The sequence below is a fragment of the Pelagimonas varians genome (assembly GCF_003208435.1).
Lineage (GTDB): Bacteria > Pseudomonadota > Alphaproteobacteria > Rhodobacterales > Rhodobacteraceae > Pelagimonas > Pelagimonas varians.
The window spans coordinates 54,433-78,555 of record NZ_QKMF01000022.1; the positions used below are offsets into that span (position 1 = coordinate 54,433).

Here is a 24,123-nt window from a genome sequence, read left to right on the forward strand (position 1 = left end):
TGATGACTGACCGAAAATTTGCCAACACTCTGGCACGGGGCCTGTCGGTTTTGCGCGCCTTTCGCATCAGCGATGACGGGCTAAGCCACAGCCAGATTGTGGAACGGACAGGCCTGTCGCCTGCCACGATTACGCGGTTGACCTATACGTTGAAGGAATTGGGATACCTGAGCCAGAACGGTAATTTATTGCGGCTTGGCCCGTCAGCTTTGGCTCTGGCCAGTGTTGCACAGACTTCGACCTCCTTTTTGGATCTGGCAGAGGCGCCGATGCAAGAGCTGGCCAACCAGACGCAGACGCTGGTGTTGATGGCGGTGCGCGATGGGGGATCGATGACCTTGGTGCGCACATGGCGGCCGCGCAATGCGGGTTCCATTTGGCTTGAGACAGGCAATCGGGTGCCTATGGCGCGGTCTTCGACGGGGCAGGGTTTCTTGGCAGGCCTTAGCGAAGGTCGTTTTGCCGCGATGGATCCGGACGAAGAGCTGATCCAGCAACGCAAAGACGCCCATGCCCAACTTGCGGCGCAGGGCTTTGTCTTTGTGCAAGGAGAGGCGCGTTTTTCCCAAACCATCAATGCTGTGTCACGCCCGTTTTTCGCCAGCGATTTGGGTGAACCGGTGGTCTTTGGTTGCGGAGCCACGCCGGCAGAACTGACAGATGAGCGCATTTTGGCAGAGGTTGGACCGATGCTGCGCGATGCGATGCGCGATTTAGAACTGAAAACCGGCGGCCGCAGGGCGCTGGACCAATTGAGAACATAGAAAAGAACGACATGACCATTCATTTCGAAATGCACGATGACATTGCGGTTCTGGCAGCGGACAATCCGCCGGTGAACGCATTGGGGTGGGCTGTACGGCAAGGCCTCCTTGATGGCATCACCCGCGCACAGGCCGAAGGGGCCAAGGCGATTGTCATCTACGGACGCGGCCGAACGTGGTTCGCGGGGGCCGATATCCGCGAATTTGGCAAACCCTTGCAAGAACCAAGCCTGCCGGGCCTGTGCAATTTGGTAGAGGCCTGCAAAATTCCTGTGATTGCGGCAATGCACGGCACAGCGCTGGGCGGCGGGCTTGAGATCGCTTTGGGCTGTCACTATCGCATTGCAGTTCCGACGGCCAAAATGGGTTTTCCAGAGGTGCATTTGGGTTTGTTGCCGGGGGCAGGCGGCACCCAGCGTTTGCCGCGTGTCACTGGCTATGAACAAGCTATTTCACTGATCACTTCAGGCCGTCCCATTGGTGCTGCCAAGGCTCTGGATCTTGGGTTGGTCGATAAGGTCGAGGCGGGTGAGCCACTGGCCTTGGGGCTTGCCTATGCCCGCGAACTGCTGGCGCAAGGGGCCGGACCACGTCCGGTCAGCCAGATGCCTGCCCCGGAGGCCATCGATTTTGACGCGGCCAAGGCGGCCGTGGCGAAAAAAGCGCGCGGCCAGCTGTCACCGGTGGTGGCGGTTGAGGCCATCGAAGCCTCGTCCAAATTGGCGTTTGCCGAAGGGTTGGCCGAAGAGCGGCGGCTGTTCATGTCTTTGATGGAAACCGATCAGCGCCAAGGCATGATCCACGCCTTCTTTAGTGAACGGCAGGTCAGCAAGCAGCCCGATCTCGCGGGGGTATCCCCACGTGATATCAACAGTATGGGGGTGATCGGCGGCGGTACAATGGGGGCTGGCATTGCCACTGCTGCGCTTTTGGCCGGTCTGTCTGTGGTCTTGATCGAGATGACGGATGACGGAGCGAAAGCTGCCAAAGCGCGCATCGCCAGCAATTTGGCTGGCGCTTTGAAACGCGGCAAAATTGATCAAGCCAAACATGACGCGATCTTGAACGAGGCGCTAACCTGCGCAACAGATTATGCCGCTTTGGGCGAGGCTGATTTAATCATCGAAGCTGTCTTCGAAGATATGGATGTCAAAAAGCAGGTTTTCGCCAAACTGGATGCCGTTGCGAAACCGGGGGCGATTTTGGCGTCCAACACATCCTATCTAAATCTGGATGAAATCGCGACTACCACGTCGCGGCCCGCCGATGTCATTGGTTTGCACTTCTTTAGTCCCGCCCATGTCATGAAACTGCTCGAAGTGGTGGTGGGCGCGCAAACTGCGCCAGAGGTCATCGCCAGCGGGTTTGCATTGGGCAAGCGGCTTGGCAAAACTTCGGTTCGGTCCGGTGTCTGTGACGGATTTATCGGCAACCGGATGATGTTCACCTATCGAACCTGTGCCGATCACATGGTGCTGGACGGGGCGACGCCGTATCAGATCGATCGTGTGCTCGAAGAGTTCGGGTTTGCCATGGGGCTTTTTGCGGTGGGCGATCTGGCTGGACTGGATATCGGCTGGGCCAATCGCAAACGCCTTGCACCGTTGCGCGATCCACAAGAAAGGGTGCCGACCTATGCCGACAAGCTGTGCGAGGCCGGGCATTATGGGCAAAAAACCGGACGTGGCTATTACATTTACGAAGGCCGCGCCAAGGTTGAAAACCCGGATGTCATGCCTTTGGTCGAGGCTGAGCGCTTGGAGCTGGGCATCACACCGCGCAGCTTTTCGGATGCCGAGATTTTGCGCCGGTACATGGCGGCCATGGTCAATGAGGCGGCCAAGATTGTCGGAGAGGGCATCGCCCGCCGTCCCTTGGACGTCGATATGGTCTCGCTCATGGGATACGGGTTTCCGCGCTACAATGGCGGGCCGTTGAAATGGGCCGATCTGCAAGGCTTGCCCGCGCTTTTGGACGATATCAAATCCTACGCAAAGGAAGATGCGTTCTTTTGGACACCTGCGCCTTTGCTGGAGCAACTGGTCGCACAAGGCCGCACATTTGACGATCTGAACAAGGAAGCCGCGCAATGAAACAGGCCGTGATTGTAGATGCGGGCCGGACCGGTCTGGCGAAATCCTTTCGGGGATCGTTTAACCAGACACATGGGGCGACGATGACCGCGCATGTCATTGCGGGTCTTATGGCCCGCACAGGGCTAGCGGCTGATGCCATCGAAGATGTGGTCATCGGATGCGGTTACCCAGAGGCCGAAACAGGCGGCAACATCGCCCGTCAGGCTGGATTTCTGGCGGGGCTTGATAAATCCTCGGCCGGGCAAACGGTCAGCCGGTTTTGCGCGTCAGGTTTGCAGGCGATTGCCACAGCCGCCAATGCAATTACTCAAGACGGGGCCGGTGCCCAGGTGGCTGGCGGCGTGGAAAGCATCAGCTTGATCCAGCCAAAAATCCGCCGTGTGCCAGAGCCGACCTTGATGGCGAAAATGCCCGAAGTGTATCATTCGATGATCGAAACGGCCAATTTGGTGGGCGCGCGGTATAACGTCAGCCGCGAAGACCAAGACGCCTTTAGCCTTGTGTCGCAGCAGCGGATTGCAGCGGCGCAAGAGGCAGGGGTGTTTGCCAATGAAATCTTGCCGATGCAGACGGTTATGGCCGTCAAAGACCGCGCGACCGGTGAGGTGTCGCAAGTCGATGCCACCGTTGACCGCGATGAATGCAACCGTCCCGGCACCACTTTGGAGGGCTTGTCGGGGCTTAAGCCTGTGATTGAGGGCGGCTGCGTCACGGCGGGCAATGCATCGCAACTGTCGGATGGGGCCGCTGCCTTGATTTTGATGGAGGCCTCAGAGGCCGAGGCGCGAGGATTGAACCCTTTGGGCGCGTTCAAAGGCTTTGCCGTCGCGGGCTGCGGGCCCGAAGAAATGGGCATTGGTCCTGTGTTTGCAGTGCCGCGTTTGCTGGAACGGCACGGGCTAAGAGTCGATGACATCGACCTGTGGGAAATCAACGAGGCCTTTGCCTCTCAGGCGCTGTATTGCCAACGCACCCTTGGAATTGATCCGGCAAAATTGAACGTCAACGGCGGGTCCATCGCGATTGGACACCCGTTTGGCATGACGGGCGCGCGGCTTGCCGGGCATCTGTTGCACGAAGGCCAGCGGCGCGGGGCAAAGCTGGGCGTTGTGTCGATGTGTATTGCGGGCGGCATGGGTGCTGCTGGCCTGTTTGAAATCTACTGAGGAGAGCGGAAAATGGACCTGAATTTTACCGCTGAAGACCACGCATTTCGCGCAGAGGTCAAAGCCTTTCTGGCGGAAAAGCTCCCCGCCGCTTTGGCGGACAAGGTGCGCCTGAACCAAGGTCTGAGCAAGGAAGACCATGACTTCTGGCACAGCCAGTTGAATGCGCGCGGCTGGTTGGCGACCAATTGGCCCAAACGCTTTGGCGGGGCGGAATGGGGCACCGTGCAGCGCCACATTTATGAAGAAGAATGCGCCTTGGCCCATGCGCCGCGTGTGGTGCCCTTTGGTTTGGCAATGCTTGGCCCCGTGCTGCAAAAATTCGGGTCCGAGGCGCAGCAAGCCCATTGGTTGCCGCGCATCCTGAACGGTCAGGACTGGTGGTGTCAGGGCTATTCGGAACCGGGTGCAGGCAGTGATCTGGCAGCGTTGCAAACCCGCGCCCTGCGCGACGGAGACCACTATGTCGTGAATGGTCAAAAGACGTGGACTACGCTGGGCCAACACGCAAACATGATCTTCTGCCTTGTGCGCACCGATCCGGATGCCAAAAAGCAAGAAGGCATTTCGTTCTTGTTGATCGATATGGACACCCCTGGAATCGAAGTGCGCCCGATCACACTGATCGACGGCGGGGTCGAGGTGAACGAGGTCTGGTTCACCGATGTCCGCGTGCCTGTGGAAAATCTGGTTGGCGCAGAAAACAAAGGCTGGACCTATGCCAAATACCTGCTGACGCATGAGCGCACGAATATTGCCGGTGTCGGCTTTAGCCGTGCAGGTTTGGATACGGTGAAGCGGATCGCCATCCGCGCGCGGTCTGGCGGCAGGCCGCTGATTGAAAACCCGCATTTCGCGGCAAGGGTCGCGCAGGTCGAGATTGATTTGATGGCCATGTCGACCACGAATTTACGGATCGTGTCCAAAGCGGCTGCGGGCCAAGCGCCGGGGATCGAAAGCTCGCTTTTGAAAATCAAGGGCACGCAAATTCGTCAGGAAATCACCGATCTGGCCCGCCGTGCGGTGGGGCCACATGCGATGCCCTTTGCCTCGGACGGGGTGGATGGCAACGCACCGGTGCCCGACCCATTGGATGCTGGGGCCGTTGCGGCCAGCTATTTCAACAACCGCAAACTGTCGATCTTTGGCGGATCAAACGAAATCCAGCGCGAGATCTACGCCAAACAAATGATGAGGGACGCGAAATGAATTTTGAGCTGACCGAAGAGCGGCAAATGCTGCAAGATAGCCTGCGCCGGTATCTGGCTGGTGCCTCGGGTGATGTCTGGGCCGGTTTGGCCGATCTTGGCGTTATCGGCGCTTTGTTCCCCGAAGAAAAAGGCGGCTATGGCGGCGCTGGGTTTGATCTGGCTGTGGTGTTCGAAGAACTGGGCCGCGCTGATCTGGACGTGCCGTTGATTGACAATGCACTGCTACCGGGGCTGCTGATGACGGCGGCCGGACAAGATGTCGAACCGCTGATCGCAGGCGGGCAAAAAATTGCAGTGGCACATGGCGAAACCGCAGCGCGGTATGATCTGAACTGGGTGGAAACCCGCGCCGACGGGGATCTGCTGACCGGTGAAAAATGCGTTGTTGTTGGCGGCGAGGCGGCGGATGTGTTGATTGTCTCTGCCCGCCATTCGGGCACGGCTGATGTACAAGACGGCATTGGCCTATGGCTCGTGGAGCGCGATGCGCCGGGGCTTCGGTTGCAGGGGTATGAAATCGCGCAAGGGGGCCGCGCAGCAGAGGTTTCGCTAACCGATACGCCGGGAACACCCTTGATGACTGAGGGGTATGCGGCGATCGTGCAGGCCATGGCCGCCGCGACCTTGGCGGAAATGGCGCAAACCTTGGGGGCCATGGATGTGGCAGTGGCCATGACCCAAGAGTATCTGACAACGCGCAAGCAGTTTGGTCGCCCGATTGGCAGCTTTCAGGCATTGTCGCACCGTTTGGTCGATGTGATGGTCGCCGTAGAACAGGCGCGGTCCATGGTTATATTGGCCGCCGCACACCTTGAGGCGGAAGAGCCGGTGCGAGGCCGTCATATTTCAGCCGCCAAGAACCTGATAGGGCGGTCTGGGCGGTTGGTGGCCGAGGAATGCATCCAGATGCACGGCGGCATCGGCATGACGGAAGAGTATGCGCTGGGCCGTTATGCAAAACGCATTGTTATGGCGGATCACCGTTTTGGCGATACCGATCATCATTTGGAACAGTTCATCGCACTGGGTGCCGCATGACAGTGCGCCTTGAACGACAAGGCAGCAGCCTGATCGTGCATAATTCTACTGAAAAACGCGGGGCGATCACGCCTGACCTGTATCAAACGATTGCTGCGGCGATGGAACAAGCCCGCGCGCCGGATATTCGCTGTGTGATCCTGACCGGTGGCGATTTCTTTTGTGCAGGCGGCAATCTAAAGGTTCTGGCGACACGGGCTGCGCTTGCGCCACAAGAACGGCGGGCCAAGATCGAAATCTTGCATGATGTAATACGCGCCATGCACGCTTGTCCGGTGCCGATTATCGCCGCGGTCGAGGGCGGCGCGGCGGGGGCCGGCCTGTCTTTGACGCTGGCTTGCGATTTCATTGTGGCGTCCAGGGGCGCGCAATTCACCGCAGCCTATGTCAAAGCAGGGCTGACGCCGGACGGCGGGCTGACCCATGCTTTGTCGCGGTTGTTGCCGCGGCAAATGGCCATGCAGCTCTGTCTGATTGGCGGGGCCATCAGCGCTGAACAATTGCACGCGCTCGGCATTGTCTTCCAACTGAGCCCCATAGGGGAAACGCTGGGTGATGCGCATAAATTGGCGGAGCAACTTTCGCGTGGTCCGGCGCGCGCGCAGGCGCGCATCCGGCAATTACTGAACGAAGCGCAAGACACAACGCTTTCAGACCAGTTGGACCGTGAGGCTGCGTTTATGGCCGAGGCCCAAGGCGATTCCGAGGCGGCCATCGGCATTCAAGCCTTCATCGAAAAACGCAAGGCAGAGTTCCAGCTATGACCATTCTTAACACTGAACTGACCCGTCGTTTCGGGCTGCGCTTGCCGGTGCTGGCAGGGGGGCTGATGTGGCTGGCTGACGCCGACTATGTTGCTGCGGCTGCCCATGCAGGGGCTTTGGGTTTTTTGACCGCCGCCAGTTTTCCCGAGGATGACGCGCTGCGTGCAGAAATTGCCAGAGCACGGGCGCTTTGTGGCGGAAAACCATTTGGGGTTAACGTGTCGATGCTGCCAAAGCTGGTGCCGGGGGACCGCGCCGAAGCGGTATTTCGCATTTCCGCCGAAGAAGGGGTGACGGTGGTTGAAACCTCTGGGCGCAATCCTGAGCCCTACATGCCGTTGATACGCGAACTGGGGCTGGTGGTGATTCATAAGGTGCCGGCAGTGCGCTATGCGATCAAGGCGCAGTCGGTTGGTGTGGATATGGTCACGATTGTCGGGGCAGAATGCGGCGGTCATCCCGGGATGGATATGGTCGGCAGCTTTGTGAATGCCGCGATGGCAGGCCGTGATTTGGATATTCCATTTATCATTGGCGGCGGCGTCGGGCACGGATCGCAGATTGTTGCGGCATTGGCGATGGGGGCATCCGGCGTCGTGATGGGCACCCGCCTGTTGGTCGCTGAAGAGTTGAACGCACATCAAGATTACAAGCGGGCCATTGCCGAAGCGAGTGAGCGTGACACCGCGCTGACCATGTCATCGGTCCGCAACACGGTGCGCACACTTGCCAATGAAACAACCGCAGCGGTGACCAAAATGGAAACCGACAACCCGAATGTAACGATTGCGGAATTGATGCCTCTGGTTTCGGGTAAAATCGGACGCAAGGCCTATGAGACTGGCGATGTTTCACACGGGTTGTTGTCTGCGGGTCATGCCTTAGGCTTGACCAATGCGGTGACGCCGATGGCAGACATATTTGCCGAGCTGGAGCGGGAAGTGATGGTGTCGCTAGGGCGGCTGGATGGGGCAAGATCCCCAAGCGAAGAGGCGGCATGACAATGCGCATTCACGATGTACTGGCAGCCCAAGCCAAAGCGCACCCACAGGCACCCGCACTGAATGACAGTTTGGGATTTGTTTGGACCTACAGTGATCTCAACCAAACGGTTGAGGCACTGGCGCTGGAATTGACTGATCTCGGAGTGCAGCGAAATGACCGGGTTTTGCTGGTCATGGAGAACTGCGGACCGGCTGTTGCTATGTTGTTTGCCGCGTCCAAAGTCGGAGCGGTCCTGATCCCGTTCAATGCCCGCCAATTGAAAGCAGATGTGGCGCGGGTGATCGAACATTCTACGCCCGCTGTTGCCGTGTTCACCAGCGCTGTGTCGAAAGAAGCGGCGGAACATGCCAAAGACATGGGGGCGACGCCTTTGACGGCGGCGCAGGGCAGTTTGCAGGCCGCCCCGCTGGCATCGGACCCGGCAGAGGAATTGTGCGATGTCGGCACCATCCTTTACACAACCGGCACAACCGCCGCCCCCAAAGGCGTGATGCTGACCCACGACAATCTGTGTTTTGGCGGCGGGGTGTCGCGTGATGTCCGCAAGATCACGCCTGCGGATGTGCTCTATGGGGTTTTGCCGATGAGTCACGTCTTTGGCTTGGCATCGGTGGTCATGGCTTCGGTTTTGTCGGGGGCTTCGATCCGTATCGAACCGCGGTTTTCGCCCGCGAACCTGTACCAAGCGCTGCTTGGCGGTGTCACTCTCTTGTCTTCGGTTCCGCAAATGCTGGCCCAATTGATGCATTATACGCGCGAACAGGGGCATGAGACACTGCCGGTGGAAACACTGCGCTACATCTCGTCGGGTGCCGCGCCGTTGGATATAGATTGGAAGCGCAAGGCCGAAGGGTTCTTTGGGCTGCCGCTGCAAAACGGCTATGGTATGACAGAAGGCACCGCAGGCATTTGTTTGACCCAGCACGAAGGGCGCAACGATGATATTTCTGTCGGGCAACCCTTTCCGGGGGTGCAAATAGCGCTTGATAAAGACGCGCCCGGCGGGGGCGGGGACATCGGCGAAATATTGGTGGCTGGCGGCGGGGTCATGCAGGGGTATTTTCGAAACCCCGAGGCAACGGATCAAGTGTTTACGGCAGACGGCTGGATGCGCACCGGCGACCTTGGCCGGCTTGATGCAGGGGGTAACTTGCACATCATGGGCCGCTCAAAAGAGCTAATTATTCATGGCGGGTTCAATGTGTATCCACCCGAAGTCGAAGCGGCGTTGAATGACCATCCGCAAGTGATCCAATGCGCAGTGATCGGCATCATGGACGCGGGCGATGAAAAAGTTTGTGCCTTTGTCGAAGCTGCCCGCAATGACTGGCCGGAAGAGGCAGATTTACGCAGCTTTGCGGCCGACCGTTTGGCTGGCTACAAACGGCCCAGCCGGATTGTTGTGGTCGAAAAATTGCCGGCAGCACCGACAGGAAAAATCTTGAAAACCGCGCTGCCTGCATTGTTGTAAAGCCACGGGTTAACTGGCGAACACAGCATCCATATCGGCAAAGCCTTTTACCTCGATCGGGTTGCCGCTGGGATCGTAGAAAAACATGGTCGCCTGTTCGCCCGGCTCGCCCGCAAACCGCAGGGTTGGGGGAATGACAAACTCCAACCCGGATTTTTGCAAACGGTCCGCCAAAACGCGCCAGTCGGGCATATGCAACACAACGCCCAAGTGCGGCATCGGTACCAGATGGTCGCCGACGTGGCCGGTTGATTTGGTTTCAAACGGGGTGCCAAGGTGCAAAGAAATTTGATGTCCGAAAAAGCTGAAATCGACCCAAGTGTCGGTTGAGCGACCCTCTTTGCAACCCAAAACAGTGCCGTAAAATTCGCGCGTGGCCTCAAGATCAGTTACATTATAGGCGAGATGAAAGGGGGTCAGCATCGGGTTTTCCTTCGGCATGGGATATGAGCGATATAAGTAGCCAGATTTAGCCGGTGCGCCACCCTTTTGTTGGGACGCTATTTTAGCCAGAACCGGCGGTTTCCAACCCGTTTTGCCTGGTCCATGACCGGACCGATTGCGATAAATAAAAATTATCAATGCGATCAGTATTCGCGATTTCTATTTATCAACTAGTCGTTCTAGGCTGAGTTAACCCCGGTGGTCACCGGTATGATTTCAGTTGGAGACAGACATGAGCGACAAACCCACAGGACAATGCCCCGTAGCGCACGGCCCCGTAGCCCACGGTATGACGAACAGCAGCCTTCGGTCCAACTCGGATTGGTGGCCCAACCAATTGAACTTGCGGATATTGCATCAAAATTCTTCAAAATCCGACCCTATGGGGGACGGGTTTGACTATGCCGGAGCATTCAACGCGCTTGATTTAGCGGCATTAAAACAAGATTTGTTTGCCTTGATGACAGACAGCCAAGACTGGTGGCCCGCTGACTACGGCCATTATGGCGGTTTGTTTATCCGGATGGCATGGCACAGTGCTGGCACCTACCGGACAGCGGATGGACGCGGCGGCGCTGGCACAGGTCAACAGAGGTTTGCACCGCTGAATTCCTGGCCGGACAATGGCAATTTGGACAAAGCGCGCCGTTTGCTTTGGCCGATCAAACAAAAGTATGGCAATGCGATTTCATGGGCGGATTTGATGATCCTCGCGGGGAACTGTGCCATCGAATCCATGGGCGGTAAAACCTTTGGATTTGCCGGTGGCCGCGCAGATGTGTGGGAGCCTGAGGAAGACGTCTATTGGGGCGCTGAAACAGAATGGCTGGCCGATGATGACAATCCCAACAGCCGTTATTCGGGTGAACGGGATCTGGAAAACCCCTTGGCAGCGGTTCAGATGGGCCTGATCTATGTGAATCCAGAAGGGCCGAACGGCGAGCCGAATGTTTTGGCCTCAGGGCAGGATATTCGCGAAACCTTTGCACGAATGGCGATGAACGACGAAGAGACCGTTGCGTTGGTGGCAGGCGGTCATACCTTTGGCAAGGCGCATGGGGCAGGGGACCCAAGCCTGGTCGGGGCCGAGCCTGAGGCGGCTGGCATCGAGGAGATGGGTCTTGGCTGGAAAAATGCCCACGGCAGCGGCAAAGGCGGCGATACCACAACCAGCGGGATCGAAGGCGCATGGACCGCCAATCCGACGCAATGGGACAACGGATACTTTGACCTGCTGTTCGGCTATGACTGGAACCTGACCAAAAGTCCGGCAGGCGCGTGGATCTGGGAACCCGTTGGCGTGACCGAGGAAGACATGGCCCCCGCTGCGCATGATGCCTCGCAAAAGGTCAAAACCATGATGACCACAGCGGATATGGCGATGCGTATGGATCCGGTTTATGGGCCGATTTCGAAACGCTTCCATGAAAATCCAGACGAATTCGCCGAAGCCTTTGCGCGGGCTTGGTTCAAACTGACCCATCGGGACATGGGGCCACGTGCGAGGTATCTGGGTGCAGAAGTTCCGGCAGAGGAGCTGATCTGGCAAGATCCGGTTCCTGCCGTCGACCACAGCCTGATCGACGACGCAGATATTGCCGCCCTAAAGGCCAAGTTGCTGGATTGCGGATTGCCGGCCAGTGCGCTTGTGAAAACAGCGTGGGCTTCGGCGTCGAGTTTCCGCGGCTCAGATATGCGCGGCGGTGCCAATGGCGCGCGCGTTCGGCTAGAGCCTCAGCGTGACTGGGCCGCCAATGAACCCGAGTCTCTGGCGCAAGCTTTGACCGCGCTTGAAGCGGTGCAAACCGACTTCAACACACAGGCCAGCGGGGACAAAAAAGTATCGCTTGCCGATGTGATTGTTCTGGGCGGGGCAGCAGCAATTGAGGCCGCTGCAACGGCGGCAGGCCAGACGGTGACCGTGCCGTTCACACCGGGTCGCATGGATACAAGCCAAGAGCAAACCGATGTTGAAAGCGTTGCGGTGCTGGAACCCATCGCCGATGGTTTCCGCAACTATCAAAAGCAAGCCTATACAATTGCCCCAGAAGAGCTCTTGCTCGACAAGGCGCAGTTGTTGACATTGACCGCCCCTGAAATGACGGCTTTGGTTGGTGGCATGCGGGTGCTGGGGGCGAACCACGCAGGCAGCTCGCACGGTGTTCTAACAGATCGGGTCGGCGTGCTAAGCCAAGACTTTTTTGTCAATGTTTTGGACATGGCTACGACGTGGTCGGATGCAGGGGATGGCGTGTATGAAGGGCGTAACCGCAGTGGTGATGTGGTTTGGACCGCAACGCGGGTTGATTTGGTCTTTGGCTCCAATTCGCAACTGCGCGCATTGTCCGAAGTCTATGCCCAAGCAGACAACGCAGGCAAATTCGTCGCTGATTTCGTAGCGGCCTGGGCCAAAGTCATGGATGCCGACAGGTTTGATCTAAAAGGCTGATCTCGATCGCAACACAAAGGTAACTCGGCGGGTTTTGCACAAAACCGCCGAGTTTGCTGTTTCTGCGCTGTATGGTTGAAGCCCACCTGTGGCCTTTTCAGCGCCCGCATGGCAAAAACCGCGCAGAAAACTTTGCGCGAACCAACGGTGGGAAAAGGCATGATTGTGGTAGAAGTACCTGCGTTCATCGCAGTGACATTGGGCATTATTGTCTATTTCCTCGGGGCGTTTTTGAATAGAAAAGTTGCCTTTTTTCGAGATTTCAACATTCCTGAACCCGTGTCCGGCGGCATCGCAGTGGCACTGGCGACTTGGGGGTTATATGCATGGGCCGGTCGTCAGATCGAATTTGACCTAAGCGTGCGTGACTACCTTTTGGTGGTGTTTTTCTCGACCATTGGGCTCAACGCCAAAATAACTGATTTGATGCGGGGCGGGCGGCTTTTGGTTGTGCTGCTCGGACTCACTCTTACTTTTATGGTGCTGCAAAATCTGGTCGGCTTGGCCGGGGTTATTGTGTTTGATCTCCCGACACCTGTCGCGGTCTTGCTTGGCTCGGCCGCATTGATCGGGGGGCATGGGACGGCAATCGCATGGGGGCCGCAGATACAAGAGGTCAGCGGATTTGCAGCTGCCAACGAAATTGGAATTGCCGCCGCCACATTGGGTTTGGTTCTTGCGGCGCTCATTGGCGGACCGATCGCGAAGGGGCTTATTGATCGGCACAAGCTGTCTGCGCCAGAAGATGAAGACACGGACCCGATCGTTGGTCTTGAATACCACGAACAAGAAGACACCGCCGCTGGGAATGTCACCCACGTTGGGTTGATGCGGGCCATGCTCACTGTGCACATCGCGATTTTGTTGGGCTATTTGACCAATGAGGTTGTTGCAGGCTTTGGGTTAAAGTTGCCGCTGTTTGTACCGTGTTTGTTGATCGGGATCGTGATGACCAACACGGTGCCTTACGTTTTCAAAAAGCTGGTGTGGACGTCTGGCAGCCGTTCGCTTGCTGTGGTTTCGGAATTTTGCCTGTCGGTCTTTTTGGCCATGTCGTTGATGAGCATGCAGCTTTGGACTCTGGCCGAACTTGGCGGACCGGTGTTGGGCGTCTTGGCGATGCAAGTGGCGATGACGGTCACATTCATTGTGGTTTTGGTTTTCCCGCTAACGGGTCGCAACTATCAAGCCTCGGTTCTGAGCGCCGGATTTGCGGGGTTTGCGCTGGGCGCAACACCAACAGCGATTGCCAATATGTCCTCGGTTACCAAACGCTATGGTCCGGCCCCCTTGGCCTTTATCATTTTGCCCTTGGTGTCGGCGTTCTTCGTGGACTTGGCCAACGCGTTTATCATCCGCTATTTTGTCGGGCTTTGACCAACCTTCTAGTTGGCGTCTTGACGGACCATCTTTGACTTCATGGTTTTAGGCCAGCTTGCTCAAATGAAGTCTGAGCAAGCTGGCGGCTAAAGTACTGGCCCGCTGTGGTTTAATGGTGGCTGAGATATGCCAGCGGCCGTGCAGATGTGGCTACTTTCCCCATTTCAAGGCGATAATATCAAGGTCTTGGGCCAAGACCAAAAGCCTGTCGATAGTGCGTTGCGACATAGGTTTCAACGGGTGGCGCAGGCGATCACTTGCGATCACACCACCATGTTTGAAGACGGTTTTGCATGCCCTCAGTCCGCATTGGCGGTTCTCGTGGTTGATCAATGGCAAGCAGGCTTGCCAATGCTCCAAGGCGGCAGCTTCGTTGCCCGCGCGATATTCTTGAACAATCGGCCGCAGTTTTTCGGGGAACATCGCCGAAGTCATAGTGCCAGTCGCACCGGCATCCAGATCGGCCAGCAGCGTCACGGCTTCTTCGCCATCAAACGGGCCGTCGATGTAGTCTCCGGCCGCTGCGATCAGGGCCGCCAGTTTGTCGGCGGCAAAGGGGCACTCGATCTTGAAGTAGCTAAGGTTTTCGAGTTCCCTGGCCATATTTGCCAAGAGATCGACGCTCATGGTGACGCCGCTGAGGGGGGCATCTTGAACCATGATCGGGATGGAGATTGCTTCGTTTACGGCGGCAAAGTGTTCGAAGACAACATTGGGCGGGGGGGCAATTCCGACCCCGTGATAAGGCGGCATCATCATAATCATGTCGCCACCAAGCGCCATGACGTCTTTGGCGCGCGCCACTGCAATGTCTGTAGAAAAGTGGCTGGTGGTGACGATCACCGGTTTGCGGCCAGCCACATGTTCGATGCACAGGCGGGTTAGCTTGGCGCGCTCGTCGTCTGATAGTAAAAACTGTTCCGAATAGTTGGCGAGAATGCAAATGGCATCGACGCCTTGATCTACCATACAATCAAGGACCCTTTTCATGCCCTCATAGTCCACGGTTCCGTCTTCGTGAAACGGGGTCGGTGCAATCGGAGAAATTCCGGTCAATACAGTGTTCATAAAGGGGCGTCCTTTGGCTTGTATCGCGCGACCTTTTCAGGTCGTGTAGGGCAAATTGAACAACCGAAATTGAGTGTTCCAAAAAGACAGTTACTGTATGGGGCGGCAGAGGTCTACTGGAACGCACGCCGATGCCGGTCACTGTGTTTTACTCTGACGGTTGCCACACCCCTGCTGACGTTTCAGGCATCGGATTTTACCGTAGCCAGAAAGCTTCAAGGCAAGAGGGGACATTATGAATGTGTTTTCTGGAAGGTGGCCCTGATGAGGTTGGAGGCCGTCAGAAGCAGCACCAAACAGGCGGTTCTAGCCATTGTGTTTGCGGTGTTCGCGCTTTCTCTTGGGGATGCCTTGATCAAAGCCAGCGCCCAATCCTTGCCGCTTTGGCAGATGTTGGTCATGCGCTCGGCCCTTGTGATTCCGCTGTTGTGGTGGCTTGCACGCCGCAATAATGCCCAAACACTGCGCATTTCTGGATGGGTGATCCTCAGAAGCGGCTGTCTGGCCGTGATGTGGATCTGTTACTATATCTCCTTGCCGCTGATGCCTTTGTCCGTTGCTGCTGCAACCTACTACACGGCCCCGTTGATTATTGTAGCCCTTGCCAGTCTGGTGGCCCGTACATGGCCAAAAGTGCCGGTATTGCTTGCTATTTCCGTAGGGTTCTTGGGAGTCGTTCTGGTTATTCAACCTGATGTCACAGATTTTCAGGTTGCAGCGTTCCTGCCGCTTTTTTCAGCGTGGCTATATGCCTGCGCAATGGTGATGACGGCTGCAAAATGCCGGAAAGATGATCCCTTTGTGCTGGCCATGATGCTAAACATCGCGCTTGTCCTTGCGGGATTGGCAATCGGATGGTTTGCGGGGCGTGACGGGGCTTTGGTCTCAAGCGTTTGGCAGCCGGTAGATTTTCCTGTGGCCGCAACAGTGTTTGCGCTTGCTATGATCATGTTCATTGGCAGCCTTGGTGCCGCGATTGCCTACCAAAAAGGGCCACCCGCGACAGTCGCGGCCTTTGACTACAGCTATCTTGTCTTCAGCATTATATGGGGAGCCGTTTTCTTTGACGAGTTTCCCGGTGCTGTTGCCCTGATTGGCATTTTCCTCATCGTGGGGGCCGGTTTGGTCGCGTTTTCCCAAGACTAAGCGTCAACAGCCCCCTGCGGTGGGACTGCGAAGCGCCATCACAGGGGCGCATTAGTTAACATCGGGCCGTTGCGAGACGAGGTCAGTCGGCGGCCAATGCATCCAGCAGCCGCTGTGACAGACGCAGTTTGATTTCCGACGGTTCGGCGTCGATGGCCTGAACGACCTGCTCTAGTTTGCTGTGCGCGCCGTGCAACTGGTCGAGCAGAGACATGATGATGACCAAAGCGTCTTCATTCACTTCGAAATCATCGGTCAGCTCACAAAGTAGAGTGATCCTGCGTACATCCAGCGTGTGATAGCGCGGCCCGTCAGATGTTATAACAGGGGTTACGATGCGCAATTGTTCGAAATGGCTTAGGCGCTCTGGGGTGAGCGAGGCAACCGACTTGATCACCTGCTCTGGGGCATAGGCATTGGTCATGGTGTTTCCTTTCCAGAGCGGGGGTTATAGGCGTGATTTGCGCGCCAACCTTCGATGAAACGTTTCAGCTCGTCATCAATCTTGGCCGGAAGAACAACGCGCAGTGTGACCCGTTGATCGCCTTTGCCAGAGCGCCCCTTTACACCGCGCCCCTTCAGACGCAGCACTTGGCCAGAGCTTGCCCCAACCGGTATCGTCACGTTTACAGCGCCATTTATCGTGTTGACGGGGACCTTTCCGCCCAAAATCGCCTCATCTATAGAGATTGGCAAGACCACGGCGATGTCGTCGCCTTCGCGTTCAAAATCAGGACTAGGGGCCACATCAATCGTGATATAGGCATCGCCCGGTCGGCCCGCGCCCCGACCCGGCGCACCTTTGCCGCGCAGCCGGAGCGTCTGCCCATCGCGGGCACCTTCGGGAATAGTGACTTCCAGCGCATTTCCGTCCGGTAATGTGATCCGTGTTTTGGCCCCCAGCGCTGCATCCAGAAACGACACTGCCAAGCGGTATTTCGTGTCTTGGCCGGGCCAATCATTGGGGGTGCCCCGGCCAAAGCCGCTCTGATCCGCACTGCGGTTGCGTGCGAAGTTGGCAAAAAACTCATCCGCGTTGAAGCCTTCGCCAAACGGATCGCCGCCTGGTCTCGGGCCGCTTTGGGTGTACGGGTTTTCAGGCCGCCGCGCTTCGTCGCGGTAATAGCCGCGTGGTGCTTGCTCTGCCCCTTTGGCATCAATTTCGCCTGCATCAAAGCGGCGGCGCTGTTCGGGGTCTTTGAGCAAGTCATAAGCGCTGCCGGCTTCCTTGAACCGTGCTTCGGCCGCCAGATCACCGGGGTGCAGGTCTGGGTGGTTGGCGCGGGCGATCTTGCGATACGCCTTCTTGATATTTTCCGCAGTGGCGGTTTTGGTAAGGCCAAGTGCGGCATAGGGATCTTTTGTCATTGTTTCTCCGCATCTTGCTGACAGATTGTCTTTGGTGATTGGTTCGTCATGTCCCGTGATCGTCGAGACGTTTCAGCATTTGGTAGCGCGTATCCAACACCTCAATTTTACAGCAATGTTGGGATTTTTGCAAAGATACGCGATGCCGCATCCCGAGCCTGTCCGATGTCGCAAGTGCGATATTGGATTTTTGTTTGGCACCTATCGGGGTGTGCAGACGTGCAGTTTATCTGACCTGCTTGGGCCGGTCGGTGTCCATCAAAAGCTTGATGCCCAGAGGGGAATGATCTCCGCGTGCGAAACAACGCGACGTGATCGGCTCTTTGGACGCTTCAGATTCCTTCGACCAGCCGATGGGCCGTCAGAATTTCTTGTATCAAGAGGTCGATATCGGCTTGGCTTGTGGCGTAATTGGTGATCGAAACCCGTATGATCTGGCGACCACGCCATTCGCCGTGACTGGGGTAGACTTGGCCATTGGTTTGAACGCGGTCCAAAACCTGTTTGGTGATTGCATCGGTTTCGCAGGCGATAGCCACTTGATTCAAAGTCACCTCGTTCAATACGTCGATGCCCGGCACCTCAATCAGTTTTTCCGCAAGGTATTGCGCCAATCCGCAATGGTGCGCGATCATCTCGCGGACCCCTGTCGCGCCAAGATGTTTCAAAATGGCGTAGCTGGGAATGCCTCTGGCGCGGCGGCTGAGTTCGAGGGTTGAATCGCTTGGCTCCCACGTGTCGCCAAGATCAGGAAGATACGCGCCTCGCGCTGACATAGCGGCCACCAGAACGGACCTGTCACGCACAATGCTAAGCCCGGCATCATATGGGGCATTCAACCATTTGTGCAGATCGACGGCCCAACTGTCGGCCCCGTCAACACCTGAAAGGCGGTCTTTCAGCTCGGGCACCGCATAGGCCCAAAGCCCAAACGCACCATCAACATGCACCCAGCCGCCACGCTCATGGATCAAGGGGATTGCTTCGGCAAAGGGGTCAAAGGCACCGGTGTTGATCTGGCCAGCCTGCAAGATCACAAGGGGGGGATTTTCACACCGTGACAAGGCTGCTTGCAGCGCGTCGATCTGAATCCGCCCTTGGTCGTCGGTCTCAAGCCGGATCGCGCGGCCAAGGCCGAGGCCAGCATATCGCAGCCCGGCAAGCGGAGCGCTATGGGCGTCGCTGCCGATCAAGATTGGTATTTCGGGCGCGCCAAACAGGCCGAGCTCATCAATGTCCCACCCTTGCCGCGCCAGCAACGCATCGCGCGCGGCAATAATACATTGCGCGTTGGCAACTGTGGCGCCGGTGACAATTCCGGCACCGCATTCAGGGTCTAGTCCCAGCAGGTCAAGACACCAACGACACACCGCCTGTTCCATTGCGGCAATCGATGGGCTTTCCCATGACGATGCGGAGTTTTGCCCCCAAGCCGTGACGAGGAAATCTGCCGCGGCTCCGACCGGCATGGATCCACCGCAGACATAGCCAAAAAACCTTGGTGAAGCGTGAGCATGAATGCCTGCAGTGGCCTCTTGAACGATTTGCTCGATGACTGAAAGGGCATCCTCTCCGGTTTCGCCAAGTGGGCCTTCGAAACGCGCGGCGATGGCGTCGGGGCGCAAGTCGGGCTTGGCTGGTGCGGTATCCAGCGTGGCACGATAGGCGATTGCATGGCGGGCGGCAGCTTCCATTGCCCGCTGGCTGTTTTCATCCAGCGACAATTTCTCCGAGCGTGCGACATGCCGATTGCCTGATCCGGTCACGGTTGAGGTCCCATCATAATTGCTCGCTCTCTTCTTTTTGGAAAATCCAGATTGCACAATGCGTAGGCTCAAATACAGAGCGACTATTGAACACCGGCCCCCAAGGGCCAGCCCAAATGCGCTGCCTCAGCTTACACATGTTTTCAAGGTTGAGTCGAGTTGGGAGCAATGGTGCCAGTTTCGGGCATCGCCCAAACGCGACCCCAAGCACAATTCCCAATCTGCAGACAGAAGAGAGATGGCTTAAAGAACCGACTCCATCACCGCGAAAGAATTGGTTTGGTGAATACCGGGCAGCTTGTTGATTTTGTCACCAAGCACCGTCCGAAAATGTGAAATGTCCCGCGTTCGCACCGTCAGCAAATAGTCAAAAGACCCGGCCACCATCAGGCAACTTTCAACTTCCGGGATATCCCGAACCACGCGGTTGAAAGCGTCAAGAGAGTTGTCTCCGGCTGTTGCTGCCAATGAAACCTGAACAATGGTCAAGTGGCCAAGCCCCATTTTTTCCATGTTCAAGACGGCGCGATATCCGCTGATATAGCCGGATCTTTCAAGGCGTTTGACACGTTCGGAACAGGGGGTGTTGGTCAAGTTGACACGTGTGGCAAGTTCGACAATTGACAGCCTCCCATTCGCCGCCAACTCCTTTAAGATTCGCTGATCAATTTTATCCAAATCCCCACTCATTGGTAATTTTCCCTAAAAAATGGCTGCCATACGCGAATTTCACCTGCCTATTACCTATATTTATCAACACTTGCTAGTGAAAATCACCTTTAATTACCTAAGGGCGATCGGGCTGCGTCAATGCGGCCCTTGCAACCTGGTTCTGAGGGCAAAGCTCTCATAATCGAAACAAAAAACTATCTGGGAGTATAATATGACAGTTAAAATTGTCGTTGGACTGGACGGGACCGAAACGGGTGAGCGAGCCTTAAACTTCGCAAAAGACATGGCATCCAGGATCGATGCCTGCGAATTGATTGTGATTTATGTCATCGAATGGTCACCATTCACATTTCAAACCGCAGAAGAGAACGCACAGCGTCACAAGCGCCGCGAAGAAGAAATCGCTCTGGCAACGTCGCGGATCGTTGAACCGGCTGTCACGGCGCTTCGGGATGCAGGCTTTACCGCCCGAGGCATCGTGCGCCATGGCGATGTGGCCGAAACTTTGGACAAGCTTACGGTCGAGAATGGTGGATCGCAAATCATCGTTGGCCGCGCGTCTGCAGACGGGTTCGCCAAGCGCGTCTTTGGTAGCTCAACACAAAACCTCGTGATGCACGCCAGCGTGCCCGTAACAGTTGTAGGGTAGGATTGAACATGAAAAAGACATCACTATTCAGCCTGACCTCTGTTTTGGCCGCTTTGACGGCAAGCCCGTTGGTGGCCCAAGACGCTGTCGGCATCGATGAGAAAGTCAATCAGGTCTTTGCACAGGCAACTGGGCCATTTGTGAGCCTGATCTTCGCACCGTTCCCGGGTACCAGTTTCCCATGGATCGTCATGTGGTTGGTTGTCGCCGCCACCATTTTCACACTGTATTTTGGATTTGTTCAATTTCGCTTCTTCAAACACGCAATTCAATTGGTGAAAGGCGACTATTCGGATCCGAATGACGCGGGTGAGGTTAGCCATTTCCAAGCGCTTGCCACTGCCCTGTCTGGCACGGTCGGTCTTGGGAACATTGCCGGGGTCGCGGTCGCCGTCGGCATTGGCGGGCCCGGTGCCACCTTCTGGATGATCCTTGCGGGTCTTTTGGGAATGGCATCAAAGTTCACCGAATGTACCCTTGGTGTGAAATACCGGAATGAATACGAAGACGGCACTGTCTCTGGTGGCCCAATGTATTACATTTCCAAAGGTTTCAACGAGTTGGGCCTGCCGGGCGGTAAAATTCTGGCGGTGGTCTTTTCGGTATTTTGTATTCTCGGCGCGCTTGGCGGCGGCAATATGTTCCAGGCCAATCAGGCGCATGCCCAGATTTCGGGTATCGTTGGTGACTATCCGGGCTGGATTACCGGTATCGTGTTTGCCGCTGTTGTCTTTGCAGTGATCGTCGGCGGGATCAAATCCATCGCCAATGTGACCGAAAAAGTTGTGCCGTTTATGGGCATTTTGTACGTTGGTGCCGCGCTGATCATCTTGATCGTGAACTATGATCAAATCGGTTGGGCCTTTGGCCAGATCTTTGCCGGTGCCTTTACAGGTTTGGGTGTTGCAGGCGGTATGGTCGGTGCTTTGATCCAAGGCTTCAAGCGGGCGGCCTTCTCAAACGAAGCCGGTGTTGGCTCGGCTGCGATTGCGCACTCTGCCGTGAAAACAAAAGAACCCATCACCGAAGGCTTTGTGTCCTTGCTCGAACCCCTGATCGACACTGTTGTGATCTGTACAATGACCGCATTGGTGATTGTGATCTCGCAGCAACTGATCATTGATCCAACAACTGGCAACTACATGCTGAATGAGGCCGGAAACGCCATTGCAACAGTTGATGGAAACTCTGGTGTCGCGCTGACCTCTGCTGCATTTGCATCGGGCATCAGCTGGTTCCCCTATGTCTTGGCCATCGCGGTTGTGCTGTTTGCCTTCTCGACAATGATCTCTTGGAGCTATTACGGCCTCAAGGCTTGGACTTACCTCTTTGGCGAAAGCAAGACGTCGGAGCTGGTGTTCAAGGTGATCTTTTGCATCTTTATCGTCATCGGTGCGGCGGCGTCGCTTGGTCCGGTCATCGACTTCTCTGATGCGGCGATCTTTGCCATGGCTGTCGTGAACATCTTCTGCCTCTATTTCCTCATGAAATTGGTGAAGAAAGAGCTGGCTTCATACGCTTCACGTCTTGAAAGCGGCGAAATCAAGAAGTTCACACACTAACCAACAATCTCCGACGCGGCGATGTTCGCGTCGGAGCCTGCCCTCGCTTTTATGGCTCAAATCCTGCAAGCAAAAATTTGGAGGGTTGGGAACGCCGGTACGCAGCAAGAGGCGCGGCGAAAAATTGGTTTTGATTATATGTTCATGGAACAGCATTTTGCTCTGTGTCTGTGAATTCATCTTGAGGCCGAAGCCGAAAAATCCGTCACCGCCGCTGACGTTTTGAACATTTTGCACCACCCGTTTTGATCCACCGGATGTTCCGCTTGGATATTGAGACCTGCTTTTTCTTCAAACGCACGCACAAAACCGCGCGCTTATCCGCGTCCGACCGGTGCCGTTCGGGGTGGTTTGACCGTCATCCAAATAAAATGTGGGTACGCGCAAGCCGTGCCGTGACACCGAAGCAAAGATAAGCGGGATGAGGCGCGCAAAGTGCACGGGTCAGAACCCGCATAAAATCAAATCGGTGCTTCCGAAATACCGGTCAACCCGTGGCGATTTGTAATCGCTCCAAAGTGTGTTCCTGGCCCGCAGTTTGTTGGGGGCGCATCGATTGGCTAGCCGCTGAAGTTTGGACACTAGTGGCCATCATAGACTGACACTCGGGCAAGGTTATGGCGTGCTCTTTTGGCAGAGGCTTGACCTATCCCCCCCCCTTGATCAGCGGGTGTAGTGATCGGCTTGGCCAACGCAGAAGGCTGTGCAACTATTGACGGGTAACTGGGCGTTTGAGTAACGGCTGCAAAGAACCTGCACTGTCGTAAGAATGGCCGCGTTGAATTTCGGCTAGGGGTCGTCACATCCGCGTAGGCACTGCCCCGCTCCTTGTTTTACTATTTGTGCATGAGGGCCTAAAACCAACGAACCGTCTGGCGAGCGACGTCCATCAACTTTCACAAAGGCGTCCCCTATGGCCACCAAAACGAAGTTACATCCGCGTAATCAACATTCAGAAGGTTACGATTTTGTGCGTTTGGTTGCGCAGACGCCCGAACTGGAGGCTTTTAAGATCAGCAATCCACTTGGTCAGTCGACGATTGATTTCAAAGACGTGAACGCTGTCCGCATGCTCAATCGGGCATTGCTAAAGACGCATTATAATATTGATTTTTGGGATATTCCCAGCGGCTATCTTTGCCCGCCAATTCCAGGTCGCGTCGACTACATCCACTATCTTGCGGACTTGCTTGCCGAAAGCAATAATCAAGAAATACCGCGTGGGCACCACATCAAAGCCCTAGACATCGGCACAGGAGCGAGCCTCGTTTACCCTCTGACGGGCCAGAGCGAGTACGGCTGGCATTTCACGGGCACCGATATCGATGCGGGTGCTCTCAAATCGGCAAAGCAAATTTGTGACGTCAACGCGTTGGAAATCACCCTGAAGCGACAAATTGAGCCCGAAAATATCTTTAGAGGCGTGATCGAAGCCAAGGATGCTTTTCACGTCACGATGTGCAACCCGCCTTTTCATGCGTCCATGGCCCAAGCGAATAAGGGCACCCAACGGAAGTGGGCGAACCTTGGAAAAGGGCATTCAAGAAAGCTCAACTTTGGCGGCCAGAACGCAGAGCTATGGTGTCCGGGGGGCGAGATCAAATTTATCGCCCGAATGGTTGAACAAAGCGCGGAGTTCGCCGACCAGTGTCTGTGGTTCACCTCATTGGTGTCAAAGAAAGATAACCTCCAACCACTTCGCCGAATACTTGGAAAAGCAAGGGTTGCTGAGTTTAAAATCGTCGAAATGGCACAGGGGCAAAAGACCAGTCGTTTTATTGCTTGGACTTACATGAAGAAAAAACAACGCACCTTGTTTATAAACAGAACAGAGGCTTAAGGCTCCCTTACAGTCGCTTGGAAAGTCAGAACGTCACCGCAAACTCATAGGGAACTGTTGCAGAGTTCGGGATCGTAGCATTGCCTCGGACGGCTTTGTTGCACAAATCGGCTGCGGGGATTCATGTCGCGAATCCAGTATGATAGCAGGCGGTCATGAGCAGCTGGACCCCGACGAAGTACAAGACCACAAACTGGTCGTCTTACAATGACAGCTTGAAGCAGCGCGGATCGTTGTCGATCTGGTTTGATCCGGAGATGGCTT

General features: G+C 56.1%; 20 protein-coding genes and 1 pseudogene. 15 read left to right on the top strand and 6 right to left on the bottom strand.

Going from position 1 to position 24,123, the window contains the following annotated elements; translation table 11 throughout:
* Positions 1 to 2: 2 nt before the first annotated feature.
* The 8 genes from C8N36_RS21205 to C8N36_RS21240 are packed head-to-tail and all read left to right on the top strand — an operon-like array spanning position 3 to position 9,515.
* On the top strand, positions 3 to 764 hold the full coding sequence (locus C8N36_RS21205) for an IclR family transcriptional regulator (protein ID WP_245911017.1): 762 nt from the start codon (positions 3 to 5) through the stop codon (positions 762 to 764).
* 11 nt (positions 765 to 775) lie between these two features.
* Positions 776 to 2,857 (top strand): 3-hydroxyacyl-CoA dehydrogenase NAD-binding domain-containing protein, encoded by a 2,082-nt coding sequence (locus tag C8N36_RS21210; protein ID WP_097806704.1) that lies wholly within the window; start codon positions 776 to 778, stop codon positions 2,855 to 2,857.
* On the top strand, positions 2,854 to 4,026 hold the full coding sequence (locus C8N36_RS21215) for an acetyl-CoA C-acyltransferase (RefSeq protein WP_097806705.1): 1,173 nt from the start codon (positions 2,854 to 2,856) through the stop codon (positions 4,024 to 4,026). Before C8N36_RS21210 ends, C8N36_RS21215 begins: the two co-directional genes overlap by 4 nt.
* Positions 4,027 to 4,038: 12 nt before the next feature.
* Positions 4,039 to 5,235 carry an acyl-CoA dehydrogenase family protein gene (locus C8N36_RS21220; RefSeq protein WP_097806706.1) on the top strand — a complete coding sequence of 399 codons (1,197 nt, stop codon included), beginning with the start codon at positions 4,039 to 4,041 and terminating at the stop codon, positions 5,233 to 5,235.
* Entirely contained in the window at positions 5,232 to 6,275 is a 1,044-nt protein-coding gene (locus C8N36_RS21225) for an acyl-CoA dehydrogenase family protein (protein ID WP_097806707.1), read from the top strand. The genes C8N36_RS21220 and C8N36_RS21225 overlap by 4 nt, the downstream gene beginning before the upstream one ends.
* Positions 6,272 to 7,039 carry an oxepin-CoA hydrolase, alternative type gene (locus C8N36_RS21230; protein WP_097806708.1) on the top strand — a complete coding sequence of 256 codons (768 nt, stop codon included), beginning with the start codon at positions 6,272 to 6,274 and terminating at the stop codon, positions 7,037 to 7,039. The genes C8N36_RS21225 and C8N36_RS21230 overlap by 4 nt, the downstream gene beginning before the upstream one ends.
* On the top strand, positions 7,036 to 8,040 hold the full coding sequence (locus C8N36_RS21235; protein WP_097806709.1) for an NAD(P)H-dependent flavin oxidoreductase: 1,005 nt from the start codon (positions 7,036 to 7,038) through the stop codon (positions 8,038 to 8,040). Before C8N36_RS21230 ends, C8N36_RS21235 begins: the two co-directional genes overlap by 4 nt.
* Positions 8,037 to 9,515: a class I adenylate-forming enzyme family protein gene (locus C8N36_RS21240; protein WP_097806710.1), complete on the top strand. Its 1,479-nt coding sequence runs from the start codon at positions 8,037 to 8,039 to the stop codon at positions 9,513 to 9,515. The genes C8N36_RS21235 and C8N36_RS21240 overlap by 4 nt, the downstream gene beginning before the upstream one ends.
* A 9-nt stretch (positions 9,516 to 9,524) precedes the next feature.
* On the opposite strand, the gene C8N36_RS21245 is transcribed toward C8N36_RS21240, so the two are convergent.
* Positions 9,525 to 9,938 (bottom strand): VOC family protein, encoded by a 414-nt coding sequence (locus C8N36_RS21245; protein ID WP_097806725.1) that lies wholly within the window; start codon positions 9,936 to 9,938, stop codon positions 9,525 to 9,527.
* Positions 9,939 to 10,191: 253 nt separating this feature from the next.
* Here C8N36_RS21245 and katG point away from each other — a divergent pair, with 253 nt between their 5' ends.
* Together katG and gltS are read left to right on the top strand one after the other, a co-directional pair.
* On the top strand, positions 10,192 to 12,408 hold the full coding sequence (gene katG, locus C8N36_RS21250; protein WP_097806711.1) for a catalase/peroxidase HPI: 2,217 nt from the start codon (positions 10,192 to 10,194) through the stop codon (positions 12,406 to 12,408).
* 159 nt (positions 12,409 to 12,567) lie between these two features.
* A complete protein-coding gene (gltS, locus tag C8N36_RS21255) occupies positions 12,568 to 13,785 on the top strand; it encodes a sodium/glutamate symporter (RefSeq protein ID WP_097806726.1) in 1,218 nt (405 codons plus the stop codon).
* A 153-nt stretch (positions 13,786 to 13,938) separates the two neighbouring features.
* On the opposite strand, the gene C8N36_RS21260 is transcribed toward gltS, so the two are convergent.
* Complete coding sequence (locus C8N36_RS21260; protein ID WP_097806712.1) at positions 13,939 to 14,856, bottom strand: dihydrodipicolinate synthase family protein; 918 nt, start codon at positions 14,854 to 14,856, stop codon at positions 13,939 to 13,941.
* A gap of 264 nt (positions 14,857 to 15,120) precedes the next feature.
* On the opposite strand from C8N36_RS21260, the gene C8N36_RS21265 reads away from it, so the two are divergent.
* Positions 15,121 to 16,002, top strand: coding sequence for a DMT family transporter (locus C8N36_RS21265; RefSeq protein WP_097806713.1), 882 nt, complete (start codon positions 15,121 to 15,123; stop codon positions 16,000 to 16,002).
* An 82-nt stretch (positions 16,003 to 16,084) separates the two neighbouring features.
* On the opposite strand, the gene C8N36_RS21270 is transcribed toward C8N36_RS21265, so the two are convergent.
* The 4 genes from C8N36_RS21270 to C8N36_RS21285 all read right to left on the bottom strand — a co-directional run bounded on the left by C8N36_RS21270 (position 16,085) and on the right by C8N36_RS21285 (position 19,826).
* The gene (locus C8N36_RS21270; protein WP_097806714.1) at positions 16,085 to 16,426 is read right to left on the bottom strand and encodes a chaperone modulator CbpM; all 342 of its coding nucleotides are present in this window, start codon (positions 16,424 to 16,426) and stop codon (positions 16,085 to 16,087) included.
* Positions 16,423 to 17,370 (bottom strand): DnaJ C-terminal domain-containing protein, encoded by a 948-nt coding sequence (locus C8N36_RS21275; RefSeq protein WP_097806715.1) that lies wholly within the window; start codon positions 17,368 to 17,370, stop codon positions 16,423 to 16,425. Before C8N36_RS21275 ends, C8N36_RS21270 begins: the two co-directional genes overlap by 4 nt.
* Before the next feature lie 332 nt (positions 17,371 to 17,702).
* Positions 17,703 to 19,136 (bottom strand): pyridoxal phosphate-dependent decarboxylase family protein, encoded by a 1,434-nt coding sequence (locus tag C8N36_RS21280; protein WP_141468229.1) that lies wholly within the window; start codon positions 19,134 to 19,136, stop codon positions 17,703 to 17,705.
* Between the two features lie 243 nt (positions 19,137 to 19,379).
* The gene (locus C8N36_RS21285; RefSeq protein ID WP_097806717.1) at positions 19,380 to 19,826 is read right to left on the bottom strand and encodes an Lrp/AsnC family transcriptional regulator; all 447 of its coding nucleotides are present in this window, start codon (positions 19,824 to 19,826) and stop codon (positions 19,380 to 19,382) included.
* 193 nt (positions 19,827 to 20,019) lie between these two features.
* Here C8N36_RS21285 and C8N36_RS21290 point away from each other — a divergent pair, with 193 nt between their 5' ends.
* The 4 genes and pseudogenes from C8N36_RS21290 to C8N36_RS21305 all read left to right on the top strand — a co-directional run.
* Positions 20,020 to 20,457 carry a universal stress protein gene (locus tag C8N36_RS21290; RefSeq protein WP_097806718.1) on the top strand — a complete coding sequence of 146 codons (438 nt, stop codon included), beginning with the start codon at positions 20,020 to 20,022 and terminating at the stop codon, positions 20,455 to 20,457.
* Between the two features lie 8 nt (positions 20,458 to 20,465).
* A complete protein-coding gene (locus C8N36_RS21295) occupies positions 20,466 to 22,019 on the top strand; it encodes an alanine/glycine:cation symporter family protein (RefSeq protein WP_097806719.1) in 1,554 nt (517 codons plus the stop codon).
* 913 nt (positions 22,020 to 22,932) lie between these two features.
* The gene (gene rlmF, locus C8N36_RS21300) at positions 22,933 to 23,859 is read left to right on the top strand and encodes a 23S rRNA (adenine(1618)-N(6))-methyltransferase RlmF (RefSeq protein ID WP_097806720.1); all 927 of its coding nucleotides are present in this window, start codon (positions 22,933 to 22,935) and stop codon (positions 23,857 to 23,859) included.
* 155 nt (positions 23,860 to 24,014) lie between these two features.
* Positions 24,015 to 24,123 (top strand): annotated as a pseudogene (locus C8N36_RS21305) (IS5/IS1182 family transposase); the annotation flags it as partial.